General features: G+C 45.6%; 24 protein-coding genes. All 24 read left to right on the top strand.

The annotated features are described in order from the left end of the window. The first annotated feature begins 79 nt into the window (after positions 1 to 79). The 24 genes from MKX46_RS06480 to MKX46_RS06365 all read left to right on the top strand — a co-directional run bounded on the left by MKX46_RS06480 (position 80) and on the right by MKX46_RS06365 (position 24,667). Positions 80 to 439: a histidine triad nucleotide-binding protein gene (locus tag MKX46_RS06480; RefSeq protein ID WP_025722131.1), complete on the top strand. Its 360-nt coding sequence runs from the start codon at positions 80 to 82 to the stop codon at positions 437 to 439. 171 nt (positions 440 to 610) lie between these two features. Next, positions 611 to 784 carry a 30S ribosomal protein S21 gene (rpsU, locus tag MKX46_RS06475; RefSeq protein WP_005547957.1) on the top strand — a complete coding sequence of 58 codons (174 nt, stop codon included), beginning with the start codon at positions 611 to 613 and terminating at the stop codon, positions 782 to 784. 16 nt (positions 785 to 800) lie between these two features. Continuing rightward, complete coding sequence (locus tag MKX46_RS06470) at positions 801 to 1,244, top strand: GatB/YqeY domain-containing protein (protein WP_013311146.1); 444 nt, start codon at positions 801 to 803, stop codon at positions 1,242 to 1,244. Positions 1,245 to 1,523: 279 nt separating this feature from the next. Next, on the top strand, positions 1,524 to 2,891 hold the full coding sequence (locus MKX46_RS06465; RefSeq protein WP_341071003.1) for an NfeD family protein: 1,368 nt from the start codon (positions 1,524 to 1,526) through the stop codon (positions 2,889 to 2,891). 43 nt (positions 2,892 to 2,934) lie between these two features. Further along, the gene (gene floA, locus MKX46_RS06460; RefSeq protein ID WP_029517799.1) at positions 2,935 to 3,936 is read left to right on the top strand and encodes a flotillin-like protein FloA; all 1,002 of its coding nucleotides are present in this window, start codon (positions 2,935 to 2,937) and stop codon (positions 3,934 to 3,936) included. A gap of 44 nt (positions 3,937 to 3,980) precedes the next feature. Beyond that, positions 3,981 to 4,559 carry a hypothetical protein gene (locus MKX46_RS06455; RefSeq protein WP_069010261.1) on the top strand — a complete coding sequence of 193 codons (579 nt, stop codon included), beginning with the start codon at positions 3,981 to 3,983 and terminating at the stop codon, positions 4,557 to 4,559. 421 nt (positions 4,560 to 4,980) lie between these two features. After that, positions 4,981 to 6,390 (top strand): amino acid permease, encoded by a 1,410-nt coding sequence (locus MKX46_RS06450; RefSeq protein ID WP_165149027.1) that lies wholly within the window; start codon positions 4,981 to 4,983, stop codon positions 6,388 to 6,390. 381 nt (positions 6,391 to 6,771) lie between these two features. After that, complete coding sequence (yqfC, locus tag MKX46_RS06445; protein ID WP_029517796.1) at positions 6,772 to 7,065, top strand: sporulation protein YqfC; 294 nt, start codon at positions 6,772 to 6,774, stop codon at positions 7,063 to 7,065. Beyond that, a complete protein-coding gene (gene yqfD / locus MKX46_RS06440) occupies positions 7,062 to 8,255 on the top strand; it encodes a sporulation protein YqfD (protein ID WP_029517795.1) in 1,194 nt (397 codons plus the stop codon). Before yqfC ends, yqfD begins: the two co-directional genes overlap by 4 nt. Positions 8,256 to 8,261: 6 nt before the next feature. Next, on the top strand, positions 8,262 to 9,233 hold the full coding sequence (locus MKX46_RS06435; protein WP_029517794.1) for a PhoH family protein: 972 nt from the start codon (positions 8,262 to 8,264) through the stop codon (positions 9,231 to 9,233). A gap of 95 nt (positions 9,234 to 9,328) precedes the next feature. Next, a complete protein-coding gene (locus MKX46_RS06430) occupies positions 9,329 to 11,575 on the top strand; it encodes an HD family phosphohydrolase (protein WP_165149033.1) in 2,247 nt (748 codons plus the stop codon). A gap of 55 nt (positions 11,576 to 11,630) precedes the next feature. Continuing rightward, entirely contained in the window at positions 11,631 to 12,128 is a 498-nt protein-coding gene (gene ybeY, locus MKX46_RS06425; RefSeq protein WP_029517792.1) for an rRNA maturation RNase YbeY, read from the top strand. Further along, on the top strand, positions 12,128 to 12,502 hold the full coding sequence (locus MKX46_RS06420) for a diacylglycerol kinase family protein (protein WP_025722122.1): 375 nt from the start codon (positions 12,128 to 12,130) through the stop codon (positions 12,500 to 12,502). Before ybeY ends, MKX46_RS06420 begins: the two co-directional genes overlap by 1 nt. 49 nt (positions 12,503 to 12,551) lie before the next feature. Further along, complete coding sequence (era, locus tag MKX46_RS06415) at positions 12,552 to 13,454, top strand: GTPase Era (RefSeq protein WP_029517791.1); 903 nt, start codon at positions 12,552 to 12,554, stop codon at positions 13,452 to 13,454. Positions 13,455 to 13,962: 508 nt separating this feature from the next. Beyond that, complete coding sequence (locus MKX46_RS06410; protein WP_080658633.1) at positions 13,963 to 14,100, top strand: YqzL family protein; 138 nt, start codon at positions 13,963 to 13,965, stop codon at positions 14,098 to 14,100. A 42-nt stretch (positions 14,101 to 14,142) separates the two neighbouring features. Then, complete coding sequence (gene recO, locus MKX46_RS06405; RefSeq protein ID WP_013311133.1) at positions 14,143 to 14,895, top strand: DNA repair protein RecO; 753 nt, start codon at positions 14,143 to 14,145, stop codon at positions 14,893 to 14,895. A gap of 404 nt (positions 14,896 to 15,299) precedes the next feature. Continuing rightward, the gene (gene glyQ, locus MKX46_RS06400; RefSeq protein ID WP_023989480.1) at positions 15,300 to 16,187 is read left to right on the top strand and encodes a glycine--tRNA ligase subunit alpha; all 888 of its coding nucleotides are present in this window, start codon (positions 15,300 to 15,302) and stop codon (positions 16,185 to 16,187) included. Further along, positions 16,180 to 18,255, top strand: coding sequence for a glycine--tRNA ligase subunit beta (glyS, locus tag MKX46_RS06395; RefSeq protein WP_340932673.1), 2,076 nt, complete (start codon positions 16,180 to 16,182; stop codon positions 18,253 to 18,255). The genes glyQ and glyS overlap by 8 nt, the downstream gene beginning before the upstream one ends. Positions 18,256 to 18,370: 115 nt before the next feature. Continuing rightward, positions 18,371 to 18,847, top strand: coding sequence for a YaiI/YqxD family protein (locus tag MKX46_RS06390; protein ID WP_029517787.1), 477 nt, complete (start codon positions 18,371 to 18,373; stop codon positions 18,845 to 18,847). Continuing rightward, complete coding sequence (gene dnaG, locus MKX46_RS06385; protein ID WP_029517786.1) at positions 18,840 to 20,714, top strand: DNA primase; 1,875 nt, start codon at positions 18,840 to 18,842, stop codon at positions 20,712 to 20,714. The genes MKX46_RS06390 and dnaG overlap by 8 nt, the downstream gene beginning before the upstream one ends. 43 nt (positions 20,715 to 20,757) lie before the next feature. Continuing rightward, complete coding sequence (rpoD, locus tag MKX46_RS06380) at positions 20,758 to 21,891, top strand: RNA polymerase sigma factor RpoD (protein ID WP_007431230.1); 1,134 nt, start codon at positions 20,758 to 20,760, stop codon at positions 21,889 to 21,891. Positions 21,892 to 21,978: 87 nt separating this feature from the next. Beyond that, the gene (locus tag MKX46_RS06375; RefSeq protein ID WP_029517785.1) at positions 21,979 to 22,818 is read left to right on the top strand and encodes a hypothetical protein; all 840 of its coding nucleotides are present in this window, start codon (positions 21,979 to 21,981) and stop codon (positions 22,816 to 22,818) included. Further along, positions 22,815 to 23,576, top strand: a complete 762-nt coding sequence (locus tag MKX46_RS06370; protein WP_029517784.1) for a tRNA (adenine(22)-N(1))-methyltransferase — start codon at positions 22,815 to 22,817, stop codon at positions 23,574 to 23,576. The genes MKX46_RS06375 and MKX46_RS06370 overlap by 4 nt, the downstream gene beginning before the upstream one ends. Continuing rightward, on the top strand, positions 23,552 to 24,667 hold the full coding sequence (locus tag MKX46_RS06365; RefSeq protein WP_341071002.1) for a Nif3-like dinuclear metal center hexameric protein: 1,116 nt from the start codon (positions 23,552 to 23,554) through the stop codon (positions 24,665 to 24,667). The genes MKX46_RS06370 and MKX46_RS06365 overlap by 25 nt, the downstream gene beginning before the upstream one ends. Positions 24,668 to 24,687: the final 20 nt, after the last annotated feature.

Below are 24,687 nucleotides of genomic sequence, written 5' to 3'. Positions count from 1 at the left end.
CATAACTTTGAATGCCGAGAGCAAGGGGTGTTTGTGTCTATTTGCTTAGGATCGGCTCACTGCCAAAGGAGGGTTTTGAATGGACGATCTGTTTTTGAAAATTGTGGATGGAACCATCCCCAGCAAGAAGGTGTTGGAAACCGACAATGTGCTCGCATTTCATGACATCCAGCCTGCGGCACCAGTACACGTGCTTATTATTCCCAAAAAATATATTCCTTCAATGAACGCTGTGACGGAGGAGGATCTTCCTCTTATCGCGGAGATTCATCGTGTTGCGGTTGAGGTTGCGAAAAAGTTAGGAATCGCCGAGTCTGGTTATCGGTTGATTAACAACTGTGGCCCGGATAGTGGACAAGCGGTGGGGCATCTGCATTATCACTTACTGGGCGGCGCCAAATTGGGTGCCCTGACAGGTATTTCGGACTCACATTCTTAAAAAATGACAGAGCTTGTCTTTTCAGTAATACGGATGTGAATGGAGAAAAGTGGCCCTTTATGTATTCATTTTTTCTTATAGGTTGACACCTGGTTTCCGTTTCACCTATAATAAAATTTGATGAACCGTGTTATTGCTCTTGGACGGTCTGGTCGGAGGGAGGGAAAACTGGTGTCTGAAACTAAAGTTCGCAAAAACGAGACAATTGATGCTGCACTTCGTCGCTTTAAACGTTCCATTGCTAAGGATGGCGTATTGGCTGAGGTGAAGAAACGCAAGCATTATGAAAAGCCAAGCGTAAAGCGCAAGAAAAAGTCCGAGGCTGCTCGTAAGAGAAAGTTCTAGGAGGATCTAAGCAATCATGAATTTGAGCGAACGATTGAACGAAGATATGAAGCAAGCAATGAAGAGTAAGGACAAGTTCAAACTCTCCACCATTCGAATGGTTCGTTCTACGATTAAAAATCTTGAAATAGATTTGAAACGGGATTTGGACGACAACGAAGTGCTTGATATTCTGAGTCGTGAGATCAAACAGCGAAAAGATGCCCTCCATGAATTTGAAAAAGCCGGTCGTGATGAACTTGCGACAAGCACTAAAGCAGAAATAGAGATCATCGCTCAGTACCTTCCCGAACAACTTTCTGAGGAAGAAATTAAAGTTATTGTACAGCAGACCATCCAGGAAACCGGTGCTTCTTCGAAAGCCGAGATGGGGAAAGTAATGACGGCCTTGATGCCTAAGGTAAAAGGCCGCGCTGACGGTAAGCTCGTGAACCAAGCGGTTCAGCAATTTCTGCAATAAACCTGCGACAAACAGGAAAACACAACACCCTCTGTTTACAGAGGGTGTTATTTCTATATATGTGTTGCCTACCATAGAATGTAATGATGAGAAGATACTTTTATGTAAGCGCTATTGTTAATTGTGTGAAACGTGATGTTTGTTGGGTGCGTAAAGTATTTGGCAGCCGTCAGGATTAGCAATATACTCAATAATTTCACATTAAATCCTGAAAACTGTATAGTTTGTCTAACAAAGTTTGGTATGCTGTAACATAGAGAGATCGAAAGGGGGAGAGAAATGCATAGAGAACATCACCACTCCAGTCGCAAATGGATCCTTTTAACGTTGTGGATTATGGTATCCGTTTTGCTGTTGCCCTTAGTTCATTCCGAATCAGCGGCGGCCCAAACTAAAGGTGGAGCTGTGTTTGTTATACCAGTCGATCAGGAAATTGAGCATGGCCTGGGCAAATTTATGGAACGTGGATTTGCAGAAGCAGCAGATTCCAAAGCAGGTCTGATTTTACTGGATATTAACACTCCCGGTGGACGGGTAGATACAGCGGAGAAGCTGGGCAAACTGATTAAAGACAGTCCAATTCCGACCGTAGCCTATATAAGGGGCGAAGCGGCCTCAGCGGGTAGCTATATTGCGTTGAGCGCAAACAAGATTGTTATGAAACCGGGGAGTATTATCGGAGCAGCAGCGTTAGTAGACGGCGGGGGGCAGGCTATCACAGATCCAAAAACGATAGCCTGGTGGAAGAGTAGCATGGCATCTGCCGCAGAAGCTGGCGGACGTAATCCGGATATTGCCAGAGGTATGGTTGACTCTAAAACGACCATATCTATTCCTGAGATGAACTTTAACAAGGAAAATGGTCAGATCATTTCTTTAACCAGTGAGGAAGCGCTGAAGTTGGGTTATGCGGATCACATCGCGTCTTCCGAACAAGAGGTTATTCAGTGGATGGGTTACAGCACGGATGATGTCATTCATGTGGAGCGAACATGGGCTGAAAAAGCAGCCGAGATATTGACCAACCCAATTGTACAGACGTTGCTTTTATTTATCGGTATCGCAGGTATTGTTATTGAGTTGATCGTACCCGGTTTTGGTGTACCGGGAATTTTGGGCATACTCGGATTTGGTTTGTATTTTTTCGGCAATTATATCGCTGGTTTTGCAGGCTCGGAGACGTGGTTGTTGTTTATTATCGGTCTGGCTCTGCTTATACTTGAAATGTTCATCCCGAGTTTTGGTATTTTGGGCATTTTGGGTTCCGTCAGCCTTGTCGCCGGAGTTGTTCGGGCAGCATACAACATGCAGCATGCGTTTATATCTTTGGGCATTGCCTTTGCAGCTGCGGTTGCCCTGGTAGCGATCATCGCGGTTGTATTCAAGGACCGAGGGATATGGAACCGTTTTATACTTAAAGAAAGTTTAACGGCTGAACAAGGTTTTTCTTCAGTTGTGAACCGGGAAATGCTATTAGGTCAAAGGGGTGTCAGTCTGACTCCACTTCGTCCAGCCGGAACGGTGCTGATCGCTGATGAGCGAGTCGATGTTGTAACGAACGGCGAGTTTATTGCTACAGATATGCCGATTATAGTATCCAAAGTAGAAGGCGGGCGAATTGTGGTCAAGGCAGACACTAGCGTCTAAACAAGCAAATAACAAAGAATTAGATTAATGGAGGATGATGCGAGTGTTCGAATCGGGTATTGTCAGCGTTTTGCTGATTGCCGTTGTAGTGATTATTGTATTGAGCGTATTTTTTAGTTTCTTCCCGGTGATGCTGTGGATTTCAGCATTGGCTTCGGGTGTGCGCATTGGCATCATTACGCTGGTAGCTATGCGTTTACGGCGCGTCACGCCAAGCCGAATTGTCAATCCACTCATTAAGGCAACCAAGGCGGGTCTGGGCTTGAACATCAACCAGCTGGAAAGCCACTTTCTCGCAGGAGGGAATGTAGACCGAGTGATCAATGCGTTGATTGCTGCGCAGCGTGCTAACATTCCGCTTGAGTTTGAACGTGCGGCAGCGATTGACCTTGCTGGACGGGATGTTCTGCAAGCGGTCCAAATGAGCGTTAATCCGCGTGTTATTGAGACACCTATTGTTGCTGCGGTCGCCAAGGATGGTATTGAAGTGAAGGTTAAAGCTCGTGTTACGGTGCGTGCCAACATTGATCGACTTGTTGGGGGTGCTGGAGAAGAAACGATTATTGCACGGGTCGGTGAAGGTATTGTTACGACCGTAGGTTCCAGTAACTCGCATAAGGACGTGCTGGAGAACCCGGATTCAATTTCAAGAACCGTATTGTCCAAAGGTTTGGATGCCGGGACAGCATTTGAAATCCTGTCCATTGATATTGCGGACGTTGATGTAGGTAAAAATATCGGTGCTTTTCTGCAAACAGAGCAGGCGGAAGCCGACAAACGTATTGCGCAGGCAAAAGCGGAAGAGCGGCGTGCGATGGCTGTAGCGCAGGAGCAGGAAATGAAGGCGCGTGTTGTAGAAATGAGAGCACGCGTGGTGGAATCCGAATCCGAAGTACCGCTGGCAATGGCTGAAGCGCTACGCGGCGGGAAGCTTGGTGTCATGGACTATATGAATTTGAAAAATATTGAGGCGGATACGCAAATGCGTGGCTCCTTAGGCAAACCGAATGAGAACTCGGGGAATGACAACAAGAACCGGGATTAATAACGGGACATAGCCGATGAATTACGGCAGCTAGGTGGTGAGTAATGAACTTTATCAGCTGGATCTTTGAACATTTGTATATCCTGATCGTGATTGGCTTTGCTTTGGTGTCTTTTTTGGGGAAAAGCATCCAAGGTACAGGGCGGAAATCACCGCCGCGAAAAGGTATGCCTACCTTTGGTGGTGATCATGGTTCTCGTGGACCCTCGACGTCATCCAGACCCTTCACAATGGAACATGGGCAAGAGCAACGTCAGCAGGATATTGCTGGAGAGTTGCAACGTCAATTTCCTAATGAACGACGGACGGTTATGGAAGCTCGTCGCATAGAAGAAATGGGCGATCGGTCGGAAACCGAAGAACGGATGGACCGGGATTTATTAGATAATGGTTCGACTCTAGAGGATCGGATCCGTGCTATGGAAGAAGAACGAAAAATGGTTTTAGCCCGTCTCGATCGTATATCCAATGCGAGGGAGTCAGGGGAAATTACAGATGCGCCAGAGATAGCTTCGCAAGACCGTAATACGGTGGATACGGCTGATCTGCGCAGAGGTGTGATTTGGGCAGAAATATTAGGTCCTCCACGTTCCAAGCGCTACATGGGTGGAGGAAGACGTTAAAATGATAGTGGATCCGTCACGGCTTTGGCTGTGGCGGATCTTTTTTTGTGATGCTTTAGGAATACATAACCATGCTCGGAATAAAAAGTGAATTAACGACAAATGCTCTAATTACCTGACAACGAATGTGATAATCCCTTGTGTGCTCTAGCTTTCTCACATTTGTTGTCATCTAAAATGGTGGCATTTTGTCTAATTTAGCGCCTCATTTATGAAAATATATTCCTGAAAAATGATCAAATGTAACAATATGAATGGAGCTTTCCGAAAGCAGTTTTCATTTTTTCTTTTTTATATATAATGTTCTCAATGATAGATACTTATGAAATTCACTCCAATTTTACCTAAAATTTTATTTATATCGAGGTGATACAACAAGGTTATAAAAATGGAAAAATTAATTTTTAGGAGGATGGGATCGATGGGAAATAGCTTGTTTAGAAAGAAAAGCATTGATCAGTTGATTGCCGCTACGCGAGGGGAAAAAGCACTCAAAAGGGAGCTGGGTGCGTTTGATTTAACGATGCTTGGAATTGGAGCCATTATCGGAACGGGAATTTTTGTGTTGACAGGTACAGGAGCAGTTACGGCTGGTCCAGGCTTGGTTCTTTCTTTTGTGATTGCGGGACTCGCGTGTTTATTCGCAGCATTGGCTTATGCGGAGTTTGCATCCACCGTTCCAGTATCCGGTTCTGTTTACACCTTTACATATGCTACGATGGGGGAGCTATTGGCCTTTATTATTGGATGGGATTTAATTTTGGAATACATGCTGGCAGCCAGCGCCGTTTCCGCAGGTTGGTCGGGTTACTTTGTATCATTTTTGAACGGAATTGGCCTTCACATTCCGCTTGAATTCACTGCCGCACCGGGGGCTTTGAAAGACCAAACTACTTATTTTAATCTCCCAGCTTTTTTAATTTTGATGGGTATCACGTTCTTGCTTTATTTAGGGATAAAAGAATCAAAACGGATAAACAACATCATGGTAATCATAAAAATTGTTGTTATTTTATTATTTATCATTGTTGCTTTTAGATATGTGAAGCCAGATAATTGGACACCGTTTATGCCGTTTGGGTTCAGTGGGGTGTTTGGAGCCGCAGCTCTTGTGTTTTTTTCTTTTATTGGTTTTGATGCTGTTTCATCAGCGGCTGAAGAAACTAAAAATCCCACTACTAATTTACCGCGAGGCATTATTTTCTCTCTCATTATTTGTACGTTTTTGTATGTCATTGTTAGCGCGATTATGACTGGTATAGTACCGTTTATGCAATTTGAAGGTATCTCTCACCCCGTGTCATTGGTATTGCAGGTTGCAGGCCAGAACTGGGTTGCAGGTATTGTAGATATAGGAGCCATCTTAGGGATGACAACGGTCATGCTGGTAATGCTCTATGGTCAAACTCGTATTATGTTTGCTATGTCACGTGACGGCTTAGTCCCCAAAGTATTATCCAAGGTTCATTCCAAATACAAAACGCCCTACATTAACACGTTGTTTTTCGGCACTTTATCTGCATTAATGGGTGGACTGATTCCGCTGGATGAGTTAGCAAGTTTGGTGAACATTGGAACCTTGTCAGCATTTATTCTGATTTCGGTCGCCGTTATCGTTATGAGAAAAACACAACCTGACTTGCCAAGGGCCTTCCGATGTCCTGGAGTTCCGTATATCCCGATCCTGGCTATCGTTTCATGTGGGGTGCTCATTCTTAATTTGAATGGCCAGACATTTATTCGCTTTATTATTTGGCTTGTCATTGGTATGGCTGTTTACTTCTTATACTCTAGAAAAAACTCTCTTTTAAATCGAGATAGCGAAAAATAACCGTGTCATTTAATGAAATTCAAAAGAAGACAACCTTTGTTTTCAATATGAAAATGAGGTTGTCTTTTTTGTTGTGAATTTTGAAAGGACACATCTTTTTCCTCTGCAATATAGTAGCTACTACGAATTGTAAGTTTAGCCTCATAAATGCCGCGACTGGATCATAAAATGTACAGTACAGATATCTGTGGCGCTGGTGTAATGGTGTTCACTGATCATAAGAATATAAGATGGAAAGCCAGCAGCGTAGCTGCCTTGAAACATCTATGGGTACCGGATGGCAATAACAGAAGATGAAAAAATAGCAGCGTGCTGTCATCAAAACAACTCTAAGCCGTTGGATAACAAATATTTTGATGACAGGAAGGGAGATTTCGCCGTATGAGCAGGATGAGCCGCAAACTGCGAAAGTGGGCCAGCGAGACGCTGGAGCTTCCGCAGGACATTCTATTTGACCTGCCGCGGTTAACCCTCATCGGCAGCCGTCAGCTTTATGTGGAGAATCACCGGGGCGTGGTGGATTTCACGCCGGATCAGCTCGTACTTGCACTTGCGCAAGGCAGGCTGAGGGTGTCCGGCCATGATCTAGTCATTACGTCTATTCTGCCAGAGCAGGTAAGTGTGGAGGGACATATAACGGATATCCAAATGGAAGGAACGGAGGAAGGCTCGTGAAACATCCTGCTTTAGCAAAGCTGCGTGGTACGGTTACCCTTGCTATCAAGGGCGAAAGTGTGGAAGCTTTCATTAATTTACTCACCGATCACCATATACCTGTGTGGAACGTGCGGCCGATGGGTACTAGACATGCAGAAATGAACCTTCTGCTGCCGCACGTCTTCCTCCTACGCCCGCTTTTGAGAAGGACAGGCTGTAAAATGCATGTTCTGAAGCGGCAAGGGCTTCCCTTTACTGCTGTACGACTTGCCAAACGTAAATTTTTCCTGGCTGGATTGGCTTTGTTCTGGATAGGTCTTCTGCTGATGTCTTCGCTTATCTGGGACATTGAAGTAAAGGGGAATGATAAGCTATCGACGGAATCTGTTCTCAAAGCCGCTCGACAGGAGGGCCTGTATCCATTTCAATGGAGCTTTCGTCTATCCAGTCAAGACAAGCTTTCACGTGCGCTCATGCAGAAGCTTCCAGAGGCATCCTGGATCGGTGTGGAAAAGCAGGGTACTTTGGTGACGATTCAGGTTGTTGAAGCTTCACAGCCTACCCCTGCGCCGCTCTACAGCCCTCGTCATATCATTAGTAAGGCAGATGCGGTAGTTACTGAAATTTTTGCCGAGCAGGGTCGTCCTGTCGTGCATAAAAATACGCGTGTCAAAAAAGGAGCCATCCTCATCTCTGGAACGCTTGGAGATGAGGAGAACCAACAGCAGGTCGTAGCCAAAGGAGAGGTTAAGGGTCTTGTATGGCATGAATACGAAATTAGCAGTCCCACGGTGCAACGCAGCAGCACGTATACAGGTATCAGTCATGACCGCTTGTATCTGGTCCTAGGCAACCGTGCGATACAATTGTGGGGATATGGGAAAATACCTTATTCTACACATAAAACAACAGTTGAACATGATCCGCTAACATGGCGTTCCTACAAACTTCCGATGGGTTGGATGACCGAAAGTGTGAGGGAGACAAAGATACAGGAGCAGAAGCTTACGGAAGCAGAAGCGAAAATGTCAGGTTTAGAAGGCGCGCGAGCTGATATTTTAGCTAAATACGGCAAAGGAACGAAAATAATGAGCCAAAAAATTTTGCATGAGAAGAGAGAGAATGGTAAAGTTTATATGAAAGTGCTTTTTGAAGTGGAGCAGGATATTGCGGAAGAACTTCCGTTAGTTCATAACCAAGGAGAATGAGGCTATTTGGCAGAACAACAACGCAGCATACAAATTGCATTGAACAATGCGGGAGAAGGACAGGCGTTATTTGGCCCGCAGGATTCCTTTTTGAAATTAATCGAAGCAGCTATTCCCGCAAAAATAGCATCTCGTGAGGCAGAAGTTAATGTTTTTGGTAATGCTCACGAGGTGGAAGTGCTCGAACAATTGTTCGACGTATTACTCCAGTTAATTCGCAATGGGTATATACTGACCGAAAGGGATGTCCATTATGCGATTGAACTGGCAAAAGATTTGCGCGCTGATCAGCTGCTCGATTTGTTCAAGGGTGAAATTACGACGACGTTCCGGGGTAAACCGATTCGCGTCAAAACGATTGGACAAAAGCACTATGTAACCACGATTAAGAAACGCGATATTGTATTTGGAATTGGCCCGGCGGGTACTGGTAAAACCTATCTGGCTGTAGTGCTGGCCGTAGCTGCCCTGAAGGAAGGTTCAGTCAAGCGCATTGTACTGACTCGTCCTGCGGTGGAAGCAGGTGAAAATTTAGGTTTTTTACCAGGGGATTTACAGGAAAAGGTTGATCCGTATTTACGCCCATTGTATGATGCCCTATACGATGTGATGGGCCCAGAGCAGACTGCAAAGGCACTGGAGCGCGGATTAATAGAAATTGCACCTTTGGCTTATATGCGGGGACGTACGCTGGATGACTCTTTTATTATTTTGGACGAAGCGCAAAACACTACACCCGAGCAAATGAAAATGTTTTTGACTCGACTTGGCTTCGGCTCCAAAATGGTCATTACCGGCGATGTCACGCAAATTGATTTGCCTCGTGGCAAAAAATCCGGTCTGATTGAAGCAAATGCGATTTTACAAGGGATTGAGGAAATAGGCTTTGTCCAGTTTGCAGAAGAGGATGTTGTCCGTCATTCCCTGGTTCAAAAAATTATTGTTGCTTATGACCGAGTTGCCGAAAATCAAGGATAGTCATTCAATCACGAGTATGTCGTGTACGACCAGAAAAAGTATAAAATGAGCAGTGTAGCTGCCTTGAAAAAGATGATGGAGAGGGATTGTTTTAGATGATCTCGAAGGAATTATCTAAAGGGAAAACGTTCCAGCATAGAATGAATGGATGGAAGTATAGCGTGGCGACACGCTATCTTCTGTTTTTATTTTTGGTGGTTCTTTTTTATGTAGGCTTTGCGTCCAAGCTGCTTCCCGAGCGTTATGATATTCGGGTAAATCAACCGAGTGAAAAGGAAATTGTCGCCCCGATGCAGCTTCCTAACAGTAAGGCGACTTTGAAGGCTCAAGAGGAATCAGCTGAACGTGTGCAGCCCATGTATACCATTGTGCCCGTTCGCAACGATAACCTGATTACTGGTATTTTGGATCGAATTGAACGGCTCAATCAGGATGACCAGGTCTCCAGAGCAGATAAGATTTCGATTTATAAGGATGAGATTCCGCAACGTGCACGGGAATTTGTACAAAATTTTGTGAATAACAGCCGTAATGCGGATGCCTACCCAGATAAGTTGCTGGATGAAGTGCTGGAAAAAACGAAAGAGCAAACGTACCGAATTCCAGAGGAGACATTCATTAAAATTCCGCGCCTTACATCTGAGGATATTGCTGAAATGCGGCCTGTTGCCCGTGAGATTGTGACAGGGTTGATGAATGATCAAATTACGGATGCTCAGACAGCCCGAGCGAAAGTAGCTGAGCGGGTTAGTACAAGCTCGCTTACTAAGCGTACTTCACGGGAGGTTGTTCAGGAACTTGCAAGGCTTGTGATTACCGCCAACAAGTTTTATGATGATACAGCTACGAAGGACGCAAAGGTACAGGCTCGTGAAGATACACCGACAGTTTACATTAAACAGGGTGAAGTACTCGTCAAGAAGGGTGAGATTATTACCCAGGAAATCTATACACTGCTTGATGAAAATGAATTGCTCAAGGATAAAATCAATTATTGGCCACAATTTGGACTGCTGATGTTGTCTATGATGCTGGCATTGGGCCTGTTTATGTATATTCGTCAATTTCAATCACGAACACGAAACTTCAAGTATAATAATGCGCAGTTGCTCATGCTAGTATTAATCTTTGTGATAACAGTTGGAGCAATGATGTTAATTTCCATACTGCAGAACAATGAACGTTCCTATCTCGGCTATCTGGCGCCTATCGCGCTTGGAGCTATGCTCGTAACGCTGTTGCTTGATATGTCGTTGGCTTTCGTATGTGCCGTTATATTCAGTATATTGGCAAGTGTTATTTTGAATGTCCGTCAAGGACAAATTTTCGACTTTAATTTTGGATTTTTTGCTATTGTGGTCTGTCTGGCAGCGATTTTCTCTACTCATCGAGCCAGCCAGCGTTCAACACTGTTCAAAGGGGCGATTATGGTATGCCTGTTCGGTGCCCTGTCTGTTTTTTCTCTGGCACTGATTGACCAAGGGAATTGGACTCAAACGACGACGCTCTATGGGGTAGCTTTTGCTTTTGCAGGTGGTCTGATAACAGCAATACTTGTTATTGGGCTAATGCCATTTTTTGAGTCTACCTTTGGTATCTTGTCGGCACTGAAGCTTGTTGAGCTGTCAAATCCCAATCATCCATTGCTCCGCAAGCTGCTTACGGAGACACCGGGAACGTATCATCATAGTGTAATGGTGGGTAATCTGTCAGAGGCCGCAGCGGAGGCTATAGGGGCAAACGGCTTGTTGTGCCGGGTTGGTTCGTATTATCATGATATTGGTAAAACCAAGAGGCCTTCGTACTTCATTGAAAATCAAAATGGGTTGGAAAATCCACATGATACAATAGAGCCCAAGCTGAGCAAATCCATCATTATCGCCCATGCTCGTGACGGCGTGGAAATGCAATTGGATTACAAGCTACCCAAGCCCATTCGCGACATTGCCGAGCAGCACCACGGAACGACATTCTTACACTATTTTTATCACAAGGCGTTGCGCGAAGCTGAAGAGCGGGGGGTGGAGCCTGACTTCACGGAGGATGATTTCCGTTATCCGGGACCGAAGGCTCAGTCTAAAGAGTCTGCTGTGGTGGGAATTGCTGATAGCGTGGAGGCAGCAGTTCGTTCCTTACGGAAGCCGACAGTGGAACAAGTGGAATCCATGATTGAGAAAATTATTAAGAGCCGTCTTGATGATCACCAATTCAACGACTGCGAGCTGACCATGCGGGAGCTTGATATCGTGGCTCAAACCCTCAAGGAAACAGTAATGGGGATTTTTCATTCCCGTATTGAGTATCCGGAGGAAAGGCCCAAGTCTGAAAACGGAAAAGCTTAATATAACTTGTGCATGAAGTACGGTTAGAGCACTAGAATTAAAAGGAGCGGTTGGCATGGGCCTTCAATTAGCTTGGAATAATGAACAAAACGATATGGTAATTAACGAATCCTTGATTACGCTGCTGAACACCTTATTAGAGGAGGCAGGCAAAGTGGAAGGAGTCACTGACGGTGAGGTAGCCCTTACCTTCGTTAATGATGAGCAAATTCATGAGTTGAACAGGGACTATCGGGGAATTGATCGTCCCACCGATGTGTTGTCTTTTGCTATGAAGGAAACACTGGATGAAGAGCTTGAAATTATTTACGAACCGAATGATGAAAATTCATTGAATGATGTACCTGATGTTTTGGGGGATATTATAATCTCTGTACAAACAGCGCAAGCTCAGAGTGAAGAATACGGACATTCGATTGAGCGTGAAATCGGTTTTTTGTTTGTTCACGGCTTTCTTCATCTGTTAGGCTATGATCATCAGGATGATGTGAGTGAAGCTGAAATGATGGGCAAACAGGAAGCTGTACTGGCTCAAGCGGGGTTGACAAGGTAATGAGACGTCAGCCTTGGAGAATGACTTTTCGCTATGCGGCAGAAGGCGTGATGTACGCTCTGCGTACGCAAGTAAATATGCGGATACATGTGGCCGTGGCGCTCCTTGTCATTGTAGCAGGCTTAACTCTGCACATCTCCCGGCTCGACTGGTTATTCGTCTGCGTGGCTATCGCTATAGTCATTGTAGCCGAACTGTTCAACACCGCTGTTGAAGCAGCGGTGGATCTCATCTCACCTGATATTCATCCGCTGGCCAAAGCGGCTAAAGACACCGCCGCCGGAGCCGTGCTCCTGGCAGCGGTTTTTGCTGTAATTATTGGTATATTTGTGTTTTATAGGCCTATGTTGACGTTAATTAGTTCGCTGTTTTAATGGAAAAACCCAAATAAAATAGGTGCTTAATCGCGCTGGAGGAAATGAAATGGCTAAGAAACACTTTAAATCAGGCTTTGTCGCAATTGTTGGCAGACCTAATGTCGGAAAATCAACACTGATGAACCACGTCATTGGGCAGAAGATCGCCATTATGTCAGACAAGCCACAAACTACACGCAACAAAATTCACGGCGTATTTACTACAGAGGACACGCAAATTGTATTTTTGGATACACCCGGGATTCATAAGCGTCAGTCAAAATTAGGCGATTACATGAATCAGACTGCTTTTAATACGTTGGGTGAAGTAGAAGCGGTACTTTTTCTTATTGACGCTGCTGAAGGTCTAGGCGGTGGCGACCGTTTTATTGCGGAACAGCTTAAACAAGTAAAAACGCCAGTTATTTTGGTGCTGAATAAAATTGATCGTATTGAGCCAGAAGCATTGTTACCCCTGATTGAGCAGTATCGCAAGTTGTACGACTTTGCAGAAATCGTACCCATCTCGGCCAAAATGGGCAACAATGTAAACACCCTGCTGGAGCAGGTGCAAAAATACTTACCAGAAGGTCCGCAATATTATCCGGATGATCAAATTACCGATCATCCAGAACAGTTTGTCATTGCCGAGCTGGTGCGTGAAAAAATTCTGCATATGACACGTGAGGAAGTACCCCATTCTATTGCGGTTATGATTGAAGATATGAAAGTGCAGGATAATGGTGTAGTGCATATTATGGCTGTTATTTTTGTAGAACGTGACTCCCAGAAGGGGATTATTATCGGCAAACAGGGAGCCATGCTCAAAGAAGTGGGCAAACAGGCACGCCAGGATATCCAAAACCTGTTAGGCTCCAAGATTTTCCTGGAACTTTGGGTTAAGGTCAAAAAAGACTGGCGCAACCAGGAACGCGTCCTTCGTGACCTTGGCTTTCATCGCGACGCTTAAAAACAGAACTCGATTCTACGTCACTTTAGTTCAAGGGTTTATTGAGGTTAAAAATTGATATTAAATAAATATGTATAGTTGTAGTAAGCATCATAAAAAAGCCGTCCCGATCTCTTGGCTGAGATAGTAATAGTCTCCTGATCATTTAAAGCGCCGCGTATGTGCGGCGCTTAACTTCTTGCTCTTTTTATCCTTTTCTTCCAGCGATGAAATAGGTGTGCTTTAAAAAAGGCCTTGTATGCACGATGTAGCGGAGCGAAGGATTTGAATCTGAAGAAGCGATAGCGTTCGCCTTTACCCCCGAATTTAACCCTTTGTATGTTTTACATTCAAATAAATTCGGGGGTACCAGCGATCGTAAGATCAAATCATTTGCGAAGCGTATTCCATTCTACATACAGCAGCCTTTTTTAACGCAATCCATTTATTTCATCGCATACTTGCCTTCTCTTCGCATCATCCTAATTTTGAGATGCAAACGTCATTTCCGAAGAGAGGATGAATACGATTGCGAGATTTTTCGTGGAAGTATTTTGCGATGACTGGAGATGTCGGTGCGTATCTGTTATACCGGGAGAGCGCCATGACAAGGGAGCAAGATACGGATGAAGGAGAGTCGGACGAGCATGAAGAAGCCCGTGAATAGTACAAGCCACTGGCTTCTTCGCGAATGTTTGGGGGAAGAGGCATGCTTTACAGGGTGGAAGGAATCGTCATCCGCAGCATGGATTACGGTGAGGGGAACAAAATTATTACGCTTTGCACCGAAAGCGGAGGTAAAGCAGGCGTGCTGGTCAGAGGTGCAAAAAAGTCCAAAAGCCGTCACGCTGCTTTAACGCAGCCGTTTACGTACGGTGAATTCGTTTTTTTTCGAAATACAGGCTTAGGCACGTTGAATGCCGGTGAAATCATCCAATCCCACCATACATTACGCGAAGATATTACTAAGGCTGCTTACGCTTCTTATGCTTGTGAATTACTCGATCGGGTGTTACAGGATGAGGAAACAGGTGCGTTCTGGTTTAAGCAGCTAAAAGCATGTTTGGAGGCGCTCGAGAGTGGCAAAGATCCGCTGATCGTCATGAGTATTTATGAATTTAAAATATTGCAGGCGGCCGGATATGCTCCTCAGCTTGATGCATGTATTTCAAGTGGTCAACAATGTGCTGATGAGGATATGTTCGTCAGTCCGAGGCTGGGCGGAGTTTTGTGTCGGAGCTACAAGCATTTTGATCCAGCTGCATTAAGCGTGACTCCACGTACACTGAAGTTGCTGCGCTTGTTCGCCAGAATGGATTTGAATCGGCTCGGCAACATTGACGTGAAGGACTCCACTAAGCTGGAGATCAAACATGTCATGCGTCAGTTCATGGATATGCAGTTGGAGGTCAAGCTAAAATCCCGCAATTTTTTGGATCAGCTCGACAAGTACGATATGTGAAACGCCCTATTCTCTTGACTGTATTGCTGAAACCGTGTAATATCCTACTATATATCTCCTTCGGGAGCAGATGCATTGAACGAGAAAGTAGCGGGATGTATTCTCTGTTATTAGCGAGTTGGGGACGGTGTAAGCCCAGCGGGAATTCTTCGTGAACAAGGCACTCGGGAGCGTCTGATTGGACACGGAAAAGAGGATTACGATCTGATTGGTGATATAGGATCGCAATCAAGTAGGGTGGAACCGCGGGAGTCAGCTCTCGTCCCTACGTCTGTACAGGCGTAGAGGCGGGGGCTTTTTGCTGTCTCTAACAAGGCTCTTGAGATAAAATAGCCCTGTACATACGAGCTTAAATGAGAAGAAATCACCAACATTTGAGGGAATTGGAAAGGGAGCGTGTACCAATGAATTTTCAGCAGATGATTTTAACGCTGCAACAATTTTGGGCTGAACACAACTGTATTATTGTACAGCCGTATGACACGGAAAAAGGGGCAGGCACGATGAACCCGATGACGTATTTACGTTCGATCGGACCTGAGCCGTGGAATGTAGCTTATGTTGAGCCTTCTCGTCGTCCGTCAGACGGACGTTATGGTGAGAACCCAAATCGCCTGTATCAGCATCATCAGTTCCAAGTAGTTTTGAAGCCTTCGCCGGATAACATTCAGGAATTGTATTTGGAGAGTTTGAGCCGTTTAGGCATTAACCCTCTGGAGCATGATATTCGTTTCGTTGAAGACAACTGGGAAGCACCGACGTTGGGAGCGTGGGGCTTAGGTTGGGAAGTATGGCTGGACGGTATGGAAATTACCCAGTTTACCTATTTCCAGCAAGTGGGCGGTATTGATGCCAGTCCGGTTGCCGTAGAAATCACGTACGGTATGGAGCGTCTTGCTTCCTACATCCAGGACAAGGAGAATGTGTTCGATTTGGAGTGGGTCAACGGAATCACGTACGGTGATGTCTTCCACCAGCCTGAATTTGAGCATTCCAAGTATACGTTCGAAGTATCTGACGTCAAAATGCTCTTTACTCTTTTCAATATGTACGAAGAAGAGGCAAATAAAGCGATGGCGCAGCATCTTGTATTTCCAGCCTATGATTATGTGCTGAAATGTTCTCATGCGTTCAACTTGCTGGACGCTCGCGGAGCGATCAGTGTGACGGAACGGACTGGGTTTATTATACGAGTGCGTAATTTGGCGCGTCAGGTGGCTGCGACCTATCTGGAGGAGCGCGAGAAGCTGGGCTTCCCGCTGTTGAAGAAAGGAGGTGCGGCAAATGTCTAAGGATTTATTGTTTGAGATCGGATTGGAAGAAGTCCCTGCACGTTTTATCCCGAATGCGATTCAGCAGTTGAAGCAGCGTATGACGGCGTGGCTTGACAGCTCGCGTATTGCTTATGGTGCTGTAGAGGCTTATGCTACACCTCGCCGTTTGGCGGTACTTGTGAAGGAAGTAGCGGAGAAGCAAGAAGATATTAACGAAGAGGTTAAAGGTCCTTCCCGCAAAATCGCACTAGACGAAGCTGGTAACTGGAGCAAGGCTGCACTGGGCTTTGCTCGCAGCCAAGGTGTTGATCCTGAACAGTTCACGTTCAAGGAGCTTGGAGGCGTGGAATATATTTACGCAACTAAGAGCAGCATAGGTGTTCCAACGGCGGATGTACTGTCCGAAGGTTTATTGCACATTTTACATGCCATGACATTCCCAAAATTTATGCGCTGGGCGAGTTATGACTTTAAATTTGTTCGTCCGATCCGCTGGTTGATTGCCTTGTTTGGTAACGATATTGTTAATTTGGAGATTGCCGGCGTGCAGTCAGGAAATGTGACAAGAGGGCATCGTTTCCTGGGACAGGATGCCGTAGTAGAAAGTCCAGCCGACTATGTTGAAGTGCTTCGCAAGCAGCATGTCATTGTGGACATTGAGGAACGTCAATCGCTTATCGTGAAGCAGATTGAAGCGCTGGCTGCCGAAAAAGATTGGACGATTGCGGTAAAAGATGATTTGCTGGAAGAAGTGCTGTATTTGGTGGAAACTCCAACAGTACTGTTCGGAGGTTTTGATCCTGCGTTCCTGAACATTCCGAAGGATGTACTCATTACTTCCATGCGTGAACATCAACGCTATTTCCCAGTGCTGGATCGCACAGGAGAGCTACTGCCATATTTTGTTACGGTACGTAACGGAGGAAGTCAATCGCTGGAAGTCATTGCTAAAGGGAATGAAAAAGTATTGCGTGCGCGGCTGTCTGATGCCAAATTCTTTTATGAAGAAGATCAGAAGCTGGAAATTAAGGATGCACTCTCCAAACTGGAAAGTATCGTCTTCCACGAAGAGCTGGGAACGGTTGGAGACAAAGTGCGCCGGATCCGCCGTATTGCTGATGCTCTGGCAGAGAAGCTTCGCGTTTCTCCAGATACACAGGAATCGGTTAGTCGAGCAGCGGATATTTGTAAATTTGACCTGGTAACACAAATGGTATATGAGTTCCCGGAACTGCAAGGTGTGATGGGTGAGGATTATGCTCATAAGGCTGGAGAGAAGGAAGAAGTGGCAAGAGCGGTGTTTGAGCATTACCAGCCGCGTTATGCAGGAGAAACGGTTCCTTCAACGAATGCTGGAGCGATTGTAAGTATCGCAGACAAGATAGATACTATTACAGGCTGCTTCTCCATCGGTATTATTCCAACAGGTTCACAGGACCCTTACGCGCTTCGTCGCCAGGCAGCAGGTATTGTGCAGATTTTGTTGGATCGTAAGCTTTCAGCTACGTTGTCTGATGTGTTCAATATCGCGCTCGATGTGCACGGCAATCTTGGAAATATGAAACGTTCCGCGGATGAAATACGTAAAGAATTACATGAGTTTTTTGGATTACGCGTGAAGAAACTATTGTCTGAGACACTTCGTTATGACGTTGTGGATGCTGTGCTTGCAGCTGGATATGACGACGTTGCTTCCGTTGTTAACCGTGGAGCTGCGTTAATGACTGCCGTACAAACAGGTGAGGTATTCAAAGCAACAGTTGAGTCCTTTAATCGTGTAGGTAATCTGGCTGCTAAAGCAGTGCATAAATCAGTTAATACGGGTGAGTTTACGGAACAAGGCGAAAAAACGCTTTACGAAGCATGGTATAGCGCTTATGAATCTTACAGCGTAGCTTTACAGGAAGGTGATGCGACACGGGCGTTAGCGCTAGCTTCATCCATTACCCCTGCGGTAACGGCGTTCTTTGATTCCGTTATGGTTATGGCTGAGGATGACGCTGTTCGTAATAATCGTTTGGCATTGCTGGCTGTTATTGACTCAGAACTGAAGTGTTTTGCCGATTTTTCCAAGCTTGTAGTTTAAACGTCAGTTGTGGTAGTATGAACAACTTGAAAAAATGGGTATAAATATACGGAACGGTGTAAGAGTAATCTTGCAGCCGTTCCGTATTTTACTCGAATGCGGATGGGGGATGCTTATGGGGGGAACCGGAACTTTACTGGGTGTGAGGATCGTTGTTGACGGGGACGCTTGTCCTGTTAAAAGTGAAATTGCGGAGATAGCTTCCCGTTTTCATATTGAGGTTATTATGGTATCTTCATATGATCATCTCATTCAGGGCAGCAAAGGTGTAAGCGTCGTTAAAGTAGACCGAAGCGACCAAAGTGCCGATCTCTATATTGCCAATCATATCCGCCGCGGAGATATTGTAACCACCAATGATTATGGTCTTGCTGCACTTGCCTTGGCAAAAGGTTGTGAAGTGATGTCTTTTCGCGGAGCTATGTATCGAAACGATTCGATAGATTTCATGCTTGACCGACGTCATACTTCTGCCAAAGAACGGAAAAAAGGACGTTATGGAAAAGGCCCTAAACCGTTTTCATTAGAGGATCGTGAAGTTTTTCAACATAAACTGACAAAACTTTTACTTCGCTTGCAGGAGAATGAGTAACGGTATCGAATTATATTTACGTGCTAAAGAGATGAAGGTGGTTAATATGAGTGCCGGACAAGGTAACATACCGGACGATATCATTGAGTCAGTTTTACAACATCATGATATTGTAGATACGGTAAGCAAGTACGTGCATTTGACCAAGCAGGGGAAATATATGAAAGGCCTCTGTCCTTTTCATTCCGAAAAAACCCCTTCATTCACCGTGACACCGGATCGTCAGATTTTTTACTGCTACGGCTGCGGCGCGGGAGGCAATGCCATCAAGTTTATGATGGAAATCGAAGGACTATCCTTTCCCGAAGCTGTCAGGACAATGGCAGAAGAAAGTCATATCCCGCTCGGCGAATGGCAGGGACGTGATTCATCGCATCAGCATCCTGAGTTGGACAGGCTGTTGCAAGCGTATGAGTTAACTTCTAAGATGTACCATTTTTTGCTTAAAAATACGGAGCACGGCAAACCAGCTATGGAATACTTGCGCTCACGAGGATTCAGTGACAAGATCATTGATCAATTTCAAATTGGCTATGCACCCAACCGATGGGATACGATCGTTCAGTTTCTGGATAAGCGTTCTTTTGATCCCGTGGAGATGGAAAAGGGAGGGCTTATTTCTCCCCGGCATGAGGGTGATGGATATGTGGATCGATTCAGAGATCGTATCATGTTTCCCATTTGGAATCGCAACGGAAAAGTTATTGCCTTTGCAGGCCGTATACTTGGTGAGGGACAGCCGAAGTATTTGAATTCACCGGAGACCAAGCTATTCAATAAGAGCCGAACGCTGTACAATCTCCATCATGCTAAAACCTCAATTCGCAAGCTTCGCCAAAGTGTTCTTTTTGAAGGCTACGGTGATGTCATCTCGGCATGGGAAGCTGGCGTACAAAATGGGGTGGCCGCCATGGGCACTGCTCTAACAGAGCACCATGCTACGATGTTAAAAGGACTGTGCGACGAGGTCATTATTTGTTATGATGGTGACCGGGCAGGACAAGCTGCTGCGCTTAAAAATTTTCCGCTGTTGGAAAATGCGGGGCTTCACGTGAAAGTAGCGCTGGTCAGTGACGGTATGGACCCGGATGATTTTATCCGGCAATACGGCGGCGAACGATTCCAGCGCCAAATTATCGAAAGTGCTGTTTCAACGGTGAAATTTAAGCTTATATATCTGAAAAAAAACCATATACTGCAAGAGGAAGAAGGAAGAATCGCGTATTCCCGCGAAGCATTAAATGTCATTGCACCTCTGTCATCCCCGACCGAGCGGGAAGTGTATCTGCGCGAAGTGTCAGCCGAAGTCAAGGTGGATTTTGAAACCTTGAAGCAAGAATGCAATTTACTGCGTCAATCCCTGCAAAAAAAACAGAACTTTGGGGATAATAACGAAAATGGGTGGAATAATGGTAGGCATAAAAAAGGGCAGGTCTCCACACCTAATCTGTTGCCGGCTTACCATGTGGCTGAACGCAGACTGCTTCACTGGATGATGCAGGATTTAGAAGCTGCAGAGTATGTAGAAAAGCATCTGGGCGACGCCTTTAATATTGAGGATCATGCAGCAATTGCTGCTTATCTATATGCCTATTACGCGCAAGGGAAGTTACCGGATACAAGCCGTTTTATTTCATCTTTGCAAGACGACCGACTGGAGAAGAACGTAAGTTCGATCATGATGATGGATGCTCCAGGCGTATGGGCACCGCACATTTTGGATGATTATATTCATCAAGTGCGAAAATTTCCATTGCAGGAGCAACTGGATTTGAAGAGGGAAGAAATGAGAGCCGCTGAGCGCTTAGGTGACTTTCTGCGCGCAGCACAAATTGCAAGTGAGATTATAGCCCTAGAGAGACAATGAACACACAGAGGTCGGATGTTTCTAGGGAGGAGGGAGTCGAAAGATGGCGAATGATCAGCATACTGAACTGGAGACGGAACTAACACTGGATCAGGTTAAAGATCAACTGATTGAGTTGGGTAAAAAAAGTTCTTCTCTGAACTACAAAGATATCATGGAAAAACTATCGCCGTTTGATCAGGACCCCGAGCAAATGGATGAGTTTTATGAGCAGCTGGGTGACTTGGGGATTGAGGTTGTGAATGACAACGACGAAGAAGTTACCAGATTGCGTCAAAATGACGACCCGGAAAACAATGATGGGGATGATTTTAATTTCGATGACGATCTGAGCCTGCCTCCCGGTATTAAAATTAATGACCCAGTCCGGATGTACTTGAAAGAAATCGGTCGTGTACCGTTGCTTTCTGCTGATGATGAGGTGGAGCTTGCCAAACGGATCAATAACGGCGATGAAGAAGCTAAGCGCCGGTTGGCAGAAGCGAACTTGCGTCTGGTTGTAAGTATTGCCAAACGTTATGTTGGTCGCGGAATGCTTTTCCTGGATCTGATTCAGGAAGGTAATATGGGTTTGATTAAGGCAGTAGAAAAATTTGATTACGAAAAAGGCTTTAAATTCAGTACGTATGCAACCTGGTGGATTCGTCAGGCCATTACGCGCGCAATAGCCGATCAGGCGAGAACGATTCGTATTCCGGTGCATATGGTGGAAACGATCAACAAGCTGATTCGCGTATCGCGTCAACTGTTGCAAGAGCTGGGGCGCGAACCTACGCCGGAGGAAGTGGCTGCCGAGATGGAGCTGAGCGTGGAAAAAGTACGGGAAATTATGAAAATTGCCCAAGAACCGGTTTCATTGGAAACACCAATTGGTGAAGAGGATGACTCACATCTGGGGGATTTCATTGAGGATCAAGAAGCGTTGGCGCCTGCAGATGCGGCTGCCTATGAACTTCTGAAGGAACAGCTCGAGGATGTACTGGATACGTTAACCGAACGGGAAGAGAATGTTTTGCGTCTCCGCTTTGGTTTGGACGACGGAAGAACCAGAACCCTTGAAGAAGTGGGTAAAGTGTTCGGTGTTACACGTGAACGTATTCGTCAGATTGAGGCCAAAGCGCTACGTAAGTTGCGCCATCCAAGCCGCAGTAAGCGACTGAAGGATTTCCTCGAATAGAAGCGTTACATTGCGGACCTTCTGCGGCTTGAAGCGCGCAGGAGGTCTTTTTTTATCTCATGGCAGCCTTGGTGGAGGGGAAGAAGCTTGGACCAGGAGAAAAAGCGGGCAATACTGTTACATGAAATTGAGCATTGGCGGCGAAGTCGGCTGCTCCCTGAGCAATATTGCGATTTTTTGTCTAACCTGTATCGGGAGGACGAAGATCCGTCGCAGAGCCAGAACCGTAACAACACCGGGCTGCTTACATATCTTAGACACGGGCATGGGATCGCCTGGCTTCTTGGTTTTGTCATTATTTCCTGCATTTGTTTGATCGGTTTTTATTTTACCGCTTTTCCGTTGGCAATGCAAATATTCTCGGCGAGTGCAGTTACTACGATTTGCTATGGAGTGGCCGCATTTTGGCGGTCTTCTGAAAAGAGTATGAGCGCGATGTTGAGCACTTTAGGCAGTGCGATTATGTTGGGTTCGGGTGTATGGATCATTCAGCTCCATCAAGGTGAAGCTAAGGTTTGGTTTCTTTTGCTCGTAGGCCTATGCGGTGTGGTATGGTGTCTTGTGGGATTAACTTTGCGCAACAGCTTACTTCATTACTGTGGCATTGCTGGGCTACTTTTAGTGTACGCGATCCTTATAGGCCGCTTCTGGCCTACAGCAACTTTAGTGATGCTTGAGGCATTTTGGATTTTGCACGCAGTATTGTTGATCTGGTTAAGCTGGTGGGTACATCGCCGCTTTCCGCGTCTCGCTTTGGTTTATTTCGCTATAGGCATGACACTAGCATTCATGGCTGAAGCAGACACGATTATCCTGCGCCATCAAGCGGCGGGAGATGTGGTGTTTTACAGCCTACTGAAGTTGGCATTTGTTGTTGGAATTTTATTTTGGACTCGAAAAAAATGGATTACGTGGGTGACGTTATGAAACTTTCTCAACGATTACAATATATTATGGAACAAATTCCTGCCGGGAGCAGACTTGCGGATATTGGCTCGGATCATGGACTACTCCCCGTGGCCGCAGTGCGTAGTGGCAGAGTACCGCAAGCTGTGGCGGGTGAAGTCAATGATGGACCGTTGCGTGCGGCTCAAAAGCAGGTGGCCGAAGCAGGTCTCACGGATCGCATTGCGGTTAGAAAGGGAGATGGCTTGGCTGTAATTAAGGTCGATGAAGTTGATGTTATTACGATAGCCGGGATGGGTGGTGCCTTGATCGCTACCATTTTAGAGCAAGGGAAAGACAAGCTTGTTTCAGTGAAACAACTTGTTCTACAACCTAACGTAGGAGAGGATATCTTACGCCGTTGGCTCATCGAACATCAATGGGTACTAACAAGTGAACATATTATGGAAGAAGACGGGAAAATATATGAGATTCTGACGGCAGTACCTGATTCGGTAAGCCCACTGAAACAGGATGCGCTGTATCAACCATGGAAAATTCCCGATAGTTCGCTGGTACTGACACCGGATTTGTTGATGCAACTCGGACCACTATTGGTCAAAGCACCGAATGAAATCTTTTTTTATAAATGGAAATTGGAGATTCGCAAGCTTGAGGATGTGCTGGCACAAGTGGCACGATCAGATCAGGAATCCGCACAGCATAAGCGGGAGCAATTGCGCAAGCAAATTGAACAGCTAGAGGAGGTACTTGCATGTTTGCCAAAGGACAGACAGTAATTAGCTATATGGAGCAGCTGGCTCCGAAATACTTGGCAGTTCCGGACGATAGAATTGGGCTTCAGCTGGGTAGTCTGCAAAAGGAAATCAAAAGCATATTAGTAGCCCTGGATGTTAATGATGAGGTTGTCGAAGAGGCAATCCGCATAAAAGCTGACCTCATTATTGCGCATCATGCAATTATATTCCGCCCACTTAAAGCTTTGAACACAGATCAGCCTGCGGGTAGATTGTATGAAAAACTAATCAAGAATGATATTGCTGTCTACATCAGTCATACGAATCTGGATACAGCTGAGGACGGCATGAATGACTGGATGGCAGAAGCACTGGGTATTCAAAGTGAAGGTACGCTGGAGGATGTTCACACCGAGCAATTATTCAAGCTTGTTGTTTTCGTACCAAAAACACATCATCAACGGGTACTGGATGCCATACTGGGGGCGGGAGCTGGACATATCGGCAACTACAGCCATTGCAGCTTTAACATTGACGGCTATGGAACTTTTGTGCCGGGTGAAGGCACACAGCCGTTTTTGGGTGAGCCGGGCAAAATGGAACGTAGCGAAGAGGTTCGTATTGAAACCATTGTACCGCAGGCTGTACGCAACAAAGTCATTCAAGCGATGCTGAAGGCTCATCCTTATGAAGAGGTGGCTTATGACCTGTATCACATGGATTTGCAGGGCCGTTCCTTTGGTTTGGGACGGGTGGGCAAGCTTAAGGAAACTCGCACGCTACGGGAGTTTGTCGATGTTGTGAAAAATGGCCTCAAGGTCGAGCATGTACGTGTGGTGGGCGACTTGGACCGTATGATCAAAAAGGCAGCCGTGCTTGGGGGCTCAGGCAGCCGCTATGTGAATAAGTCGCTTTTCAAAGGTGCTGATGTATTGGTCACAGGGGATATTGACTACCATACGGCTCACGATGCCCTGATGGCGGGGATTGCTATTATTGACCCTGGACATAATGCTGAAAAGATTATGAAGCCTAAAACCGCAGAATGGATGCGCAAACGCTTGACAGAAGGTCGTTATTCAACGGAAGTACATGTATCTCAGGTAGAAACCGAGCCTTTTCAATTTTTGTAAAATATCAACATCTATGAGAA

Origin of the sequence: Paenibacillus sp. FSL P4-0113 (assembly GCF_038009305.1) — a bacterium.
In the GTDB taxonomy this organism is placed as follows: domain Bacteria; phylum Bacillota; class Bacilli; order Paenibacillales; family Paenibacillaceae; genus Paenibacillus; species Paenibacillus polymyxa_D.
Note: the sequence above shows the minus strand (reverse complement) of the source record. Positions and strands in the feature narration are given on the sequence as shown.